Source organism: Streptomyces sp. NPDC059080 (assembly GCF_042739975.1).
GTDB classification, from domain to species: domain Bacteria; phylum Actinomycetota; class Actinomycetes; order Streptomycetales; family Streptomycetaceae; genus Streptomyces; species Streptomyces benahoarensis.
Window position 1 is genome coordinate 177,539 of record NZ_JBHYGX010000010.1, and the last position, 6,192, is coordinate 183,730.

General features: G+C 77.3%; 2 protein-coding genes and 1 pseudogene. 2 read left to right on the forward strand and 1 reads right to left on the reverse strand.

Annotated elements, in window-relative coordinates:
• Positions 1–93: 93 nt before the first annotated feature.
• Positions 94–1,491: an MFS transporter gene (locus tag ACFWWQ_RS11470; RefSeq protein WP_384593838.1), complete on the reverse strand. Its 1,398-nt coding sequence runs from the start codon at positions 1,489–1,491 to the stop codon at positions 94–96.
• Positions 1,492–1,881: 390 nt separating this feature from the next.
• Here ACFWWQ_RS11470 and ACFWWQ_RS11475 point away from each other — a divergent pair.
• Together ACFWWQ_RS11475 and ACFWWQ_RS11480 are read left to right on the forward strand one after the other, a co-directional pair.
• Positions 1,882–2,751 (forward strand): annotated as a pseudogene (locus tag ACFWWQ_RS11475) (DUF3027 domain-containing protein); the annotation flags it as partial.
• 91 nt (positions 2,752–2,842) lie between these two features.
• Entirely contained in the window at positions 2,843–6,100 is a 3,258-nt protein-coding gene (locus tag ACFWWQ_RS11480; RefSeq protein ID WP_384593901.1) for a sacsin N-terminal ATP-binding-like domain-containing protein, read from the forward strand.
• Positions 6,101–6,192 lie beyond the last annotated feature (92 nt).

Below are 6,192 nucleotides of genomic sequence, written 5' to 3' on the forward strand. Positions count from 1 at the left end.
CCCGGCGCCCGGCCGCCCGCACCCGCCACCCGCGGCCACCCGCACCCGGCGGACGGCGCAGCCCGCGTTCCGCGTCCGGCGCCGCCCGGCCGCTCACCGCACCCGCGCCGCGGCCCGTCCGCCGCGCCGGGCCGCGCCCAGCAGGCCCCGTACGGACACGAGTGCACCCACCGCCACCAGCACCGACGCCACCACCATGCCCACCTCGCCGACCAGCGGCAGCGCGATGCCGAGCGCGCCGCCGACCACCCACGACAGCTGCAACACCGTCTCCGACCGGGCGAACGCGGAGGTGCGCACCGTCTCCGGGACGTCGCGCTGGATCATCGCGTCCAGCGACAGCTTGCCCAGCGCCTGGCAGAGCCCCGCGGTGGCCGCCACCACCGGCACGACCACCAGGGACAGCAGCCCGTACCCGACCGCCGCCGTCACCGTCGCGGCCAGCGCGACGCCCAGCACCCCGGCGACGATCCGCTCCGGGCCGCGCGCCCGCAGCCAGGCGCCGACCGTCGTGCCCAGCGCGTTGCCGCCGCCCGCCGCGACCGCGACCAGCCCCAGCGATGCCGCGGCGCCCAGCCCGGACAGTGGCTGCTCGCGCAGCAGGAACGCGAGGAAGAACGTCAGCAGCCCCGACAGGGCGCGGAGCGCGGCGTTGGCCTGGAGGCCGTGCAGCACCGACGGGCCTACGGACCGCAGCCCCGGCCCCGAGGGCTTTCCGGACGCCAGCCGAGCCCGGGCCTCGCCCTTCCCCGAGTCGACCTTGTGCGGCAGCGTGAACGACAGGAAGGTGCCGCCGCAGAACACCAGGAACGCCGCGAAGAGCGGCCACATCGGCCCGATCAGATGCAGCCCGGCCCCCAGCGGCGCGGCCACCGCGGTCGCCAGCAGCCCGGCGAGCGTCACCCGCGAATTGGCCTTGACCAGCGAGAAACGCGGCGGCAGCAGCCGCGGCACCACCGCGCTGCGCACCACGCCGTACGCCTTCGACGCCACCAGCACGCCCAGCGCCGCCGGATACAGCTCAAGACCGCCGCCGGCGACCGCGCCCGACATCGTCAGCGCCAGCAGCGCCCGCGCCAGCATCGCGGCGGCCATCGCGGCCCGCCGCCCGTGCGGCACCCGGTCCAGCAGCGGCCCGACCACCGGCGCCAGCAGCGCGAACGGCGCCATCGTCACCGCGAGATACAGCGCCACCCGGCCCCGCGCCTGATCCGTCGGCACCGAGAAGAACACCGTCGAGGCCAGCGCGACGGTGATCAACATGTCGCCCGCGGAGTTCACCGCGTGCAGTTCGATGAGCTTGCCCAGGCCCGATTCGCCCGCGCCGTGCGCATGGGTGGCGCGCCGTACGCCGCGGGCCGCACCGGTGAACGGCCGGTGCAGCGCCCGTCCGGCGGCCCGGCCCGCCCCGCGGACCCGGTCGCGCCGCAGCCCGCTCCGGGTCGACGCGCGCGAGAACCGCGAGCCCTTCGATGCCCGTGCGGCAGCCATCCGGCCATACTGCCCGAATTTGCCAGCTATCGGGCGGTTTCCCGGTCTTGTCGCGCGAGGTGGCGGCGGCCCGCGCCCCTCCCGCCGCCACCGGTGGCCCCCGGCGATCACATTTGCCGCTCCCGCCGAGGGGTCGTCCACGATCGAAGGGGTAGCGTGTGTAGCGCGCCACCGGCGGTCGTCCATGGCCGCGCGCCTTTGCGCGATCCCTCAGAATGGGTCGTGAGAGGTGCGCTCGACCCAAGCGATCGGGCGCGGACGTCGACGCGGTCCCCAGGTCCGCTCCGCCCGCCCCGGCCCCGCCGGTCGTCCGGACATGGACAGGACAGCTCCGGCTGGCGCACTCGTGAGACGGCGTGGAAGAGAGAATCGATTCTTGTGAGTGCTGCGATGCGAAGCCGTACCCCGGACCGCCTGTGCGCCGAGGCGGTCGACCTCGCCCGTGCGGCGGCCGAGGAGACCGCGCTGCCGGGCATGGTCGGCGAGCACCTGGAGGCCGTCGCCGACGGCGACCGCGTCGTCACGCACCTCTTCGCCTGCAAGGAGCCCGGCTACCGCGGCTGGCGCTGGGCCGTCACCGTCGCCCGCGCCTCCCGCGCCAAGGTCGTCACCCTCGATGAGTCGGCGCTGCTGCCCGGCCCGGACGCCGTCCTCGCCCCCGAGTGGGTGCCGTGGAGCGAGCGGCTGCGCCCCGGCGACATGGGCCCCGGCGACCTGCTGCCCACCGACGCCGAGGACCTGCGCCTGGAGCCCGGCTACACCGGTGAGGACACCCCGCCGCCGAACTCCGCCCTCGCCGCGGACCTGCCCGCCGAGACCGCGGAGATCGCCGAGATCGCCGACACCGAGGACGCCGACGTCGTCCCCGGCTCGCCCGCCGTCCAGCCCGTCCCCGCCCGCGGCGACCTCACCTCCCTCGCCGAGGAACTGGGCATGCGCCGCGCCCGCATCCTGTCCCGCTACGGCCTGCACGAGGCCGCCGACCGCTGGGACGAGGCGTTCGGCGCCCGCACCGCGATGGCCCAGGCGGCCCCCGCCACCTGCATCTCCTGCGGCTTCCTCACCCCGCTCGCCGGCTCCCTGCGCCAGGCGTTCGGCGTCTGCGCCAACGAGTTCTCCCCCGCCGACGGCCGCGTCGTCTCCCTCTCCTACGGCTGCGGCGGCCACTCCGAAGCCGCCGTCATGCCCGCCCCGCCCCGCCCCACCACCGTCACCCACCGCCTACCGAGGGCCGCGCCCTCCCCCGCCGGGCAGGCGCCTGGCCCCCCACCACACAAATGCCCGCCGCAAAGGCGACCGGCGCTACGGTCGGAACAAAGACGTGAGGGAGACGCAAGTGACCGGTACGGCAATGGTCCGCGGGGAGACCGAGGGGTCCGACCCCTTCGGCACCTCGCGGCTGCGGCGCGGAGTGCTGGAGGCATGGGCCGCCTCCCCTGCCCGCTTCCGGGAGGACGCCAACGCCGAGGAGGACCTCGCGCTCGGCGGCTACCGCGACCGTCTCGCCGTCGAACTGGCCCAGAACGCCGCCGACGCCGCCGCCCGCGCCGGTGTCCCCGGCCGCCTGCGGCTGACCCTGCACCCGGCCGACGGCGACGCCCCGGCCGTGCTCGTCGCGTCCAACACCGGCGCCCCGCTGGACGCCACCGGCGTCGAATCGCTCGCCACCCTCCGCGCCTCCGCGAAGCGGGAGGCCGGCGTGGAGACCGGCGCGGTCGGCCGGTTCGGGGTCGGGTTCGCCGCCGTGCTGTCGGTCACCGACGAACCGGCGCTGATCGGCCGCACCGGCGGCGTCCGCTGGTCGCTGGCCGAGGCGCGCGAGCTGACCCGCGAGGTCGCCGCGCACAGCCCCGGGCTCGGCGGTGAACTGCGCCGCCGCGACGGCCATGTCCCGCTGCTGCGCCTGCCGCTGCCCGCCGAGGGCACCGCGCCCGAGGGGTACGACACCGCCGTGGTGCTCCCGCTGCGGGACGGCGCCGCGCTGGATCTCGTCGGGCGGCTGCTCACCGGGATCGACGCCGCGCTGCTGCTGACGCTGCCGGGGCTCGCCGAGATCGTCGTCGAAACCCCGGACGGCGTACGGGAGTTGCGGCGCGCGCGGGACGGCGAGCTGGTCCGGATCGAGGACAGTGAGCGCGGCGACACCCGCTGGCGGGTGGTGACCGACGGCGGCCCGCTGGAGCCCGCGCTCCTCGCCGACCGGCCGGTCGAGGAGCGGCTGCGCCCGGTGTGGTCGGTGACCTGGGCGGTGCCCGTGGACGCCGACGGCGCCCCGGCGGTGCCCGGCACCGCGCCCGTGGTGCACGCGCCGACGCCGACGGATGAGCCGATGGGCTTCCCGGCGCTGCTGATCGCGTCGTTCCCGCTGGAGCCGACCCGCCGCCATGTCGCGCCCGGTCCGCTCGCCGACTTCCTGGTGGCGCGCGCCGCCACCGCGTACGCCGCGCTGCTCGGCGCCTGGCGCCCGCTGACCACCGCCGCCCTGGACCTGGTGCCGGGCCCGCTCGGCAAGGGCGGGATCGACGGGGAACTCCGCGGCCGGATCCTGGAGCTGCTGCCCCGGACGCGGTTCCTGCCCGGCGCCGCCCCGGCCACCGCACCGCCCGCGGCGCCCGACGACACCTGGGACGAGCCCGGCGGCGCCGCCCACGACGGACTGCGGCCCGTCGACGCGGAGGTCCTGGAGGGCGGGGGCGCCGCCGCCGTCGCCGTCCTCGCCGAACTCTTCCCCACGCTGCTCCCCGCCGGGCTCGAACGCCGCCCGGAGCTGCGGGCGCTGGGCGTCGTCCGGGTCCCGCTCGGCGAGATGATCGACCGGCTGGCGGGCGTCGAACGGGACCCGTCCTGGTGGTGGCGGCTGTACGACGCGCTGGCCGGGACCGACCCGGACCGGCTCTCCGGGCTCCCCGTCCCGCTGGCCGCACCGGACGGCCGCCCCGGCGCCGTCCGCACCACCCTCGGGCCGCGGCAGGTGCTGCTGCCGGTGTCCGGTGAGGACGCGGCGGACGGCTCGGCGGCCCGGTACGCCACGCTGACCCGCCTCGGGCTGAAGGTCGCGCACCCCGACGCGGTCCACCCGCTGCTGGAGAAGCTGGGCGCGCTCCCCGCCTCACCCCGCGCGGTCCTGACGACGCCGCAGGTCAGGGCGGCGGTGGCGGGCTCCCTCGACGCCGACGAGGACGCCTATGATCTGCTCGCCGACCCGGACGGGCCGGGCGCGCCGCCCGGTGCCGACGAGATCGCCGAGACGGTCCTCGGCCTGGTCCGCGACGCGCACCTCGCGCCCGGCGACGAGCCGTGGCTGGCCGCGCTGGCCCTGCCCGACGAGGACGGCGAACTGGCCCCCGCCGGTGAGCTGGTCTACCCCGGCAGCGCCTTCGAGCAGGTCCTCCGTGAGGGGGAGCTCGCCGCCTGTGACGCGGAGTTGGTGGACCGCTGGGGCGAACAGCCGCTGACCGCCGTCGGGGTGCTGGCCGCCTTCGCACTGGTCCGCGCCACCGATGTGGTCCTCGACCCGGACGAACTGGAGCCGCGCGAGGGCGACTTCGCCGAACCGGACGACGCGGGGCTGCTCGACGCCGTCGACGTGTGGTGTGAGGACATCCTCGACGCGCTGCCCGACACGCCCGTACCGCCGGTCGTCACCGAGCTGATCGCCGTCCGCGACCTCGACCTCGTCGACGACGACGCCTGGCCGCAGGCGCTCGCCCTGCTCTCCCGGCCACCGCTGCGCGACGCCCTGACCGCGCCCGTACGGGTCCTGCTGCCCGACGGCACCACGGAATCCGTCCGCCCCTACACCGCATGGTGGCTGCGCGGCCACCCGGTGCTCGACGGGCGGCACCCCGCCGGACTGCGGTCCGCGGGCGGCGATCCGCTGCTCGCCGGGTTGTACGAGGCGGCCGACGCGGGCGACGTCGATCCGGAGGTGCTGCGGGCGCTGGGCGTGCGCACCTCACTGGCCGCGCTGCTGGACGAACCGGGCGGCGCCGCCGAACTGCTGGGCCGCCTCGCCGACCCGGACCTGCCGGTCACGACCGCTCAACTCCACGCGATCCACGGTGAGTTGGCGCTGCTCGACCCGGAGTCGGTGACGCTGCCCGACGCGCTGCGCGCGGTCGTCCCGGACGCGGACGGCGGGCCCGGCGGCGAGGTACGGGTGGCCGACGCGGCCGACGCGCTGGTCGCCGACGCGCCGGATCTGATGCCGCTGGCGGCCGGGCGGGCGCTGCTGCCCGTCGCCCCGGACCGCGCCGCCGCTCTCGCCGAACTCCTCCAGGTGGCGCGGCTGAGCGAGGCGGTCGACGCCGAGGTGCGCTCCGAGGGCGTACGGCACGCGGTGCCGGAGGAGGTCCGGGCGCTGCTGGGGCCCGCCACCCCCGAGGCGTACACCGAGCACGAGGAGCTGCTGGTCGGCGACGGCGACGCCATGGTCGAGCTGGACTGGCGGCTGACGGCCGACGGCGCGCTGCACGCGGCGACGCTGGAGGGCGTGGCCGCCGGACTGGCCTGGGCCGCCGGCCAGTGGCGCCGCCGCTTCGAGGTCGCTGCGCTCCTGGAGGAGCCGGACCGGGGCGAGGAGCTGGCGCGGGCGCGCTGGTTCGACTGACGGAGGGCGGCCTGGGGGGGGGGGCGGCCGGCGCCCGGTGACCGGGCCGCGCCCCGCCCCCCACGCGGCCCGGGGGCGCCCCGCGCGCCCCC

Bases quoted from the DNA above. Each gene is read 5' to 3' on its own strand.
- ACFWWQ_RS11470 (WP_384593838.1), bottom strand. From the start codon at position 1,491: ATGGCTGCCGCACGGGCATCGAAGGGCTCGCGGTTCTCGCGCGCGTCG.
- ACFWWQ_RS11480 (WP_384593901.1), top strand. From the start codon at position 2,843: ATGGTCCGCGGGGAGACCGAGGGGTCCGACCCCTTCGGCACCTCGCGG.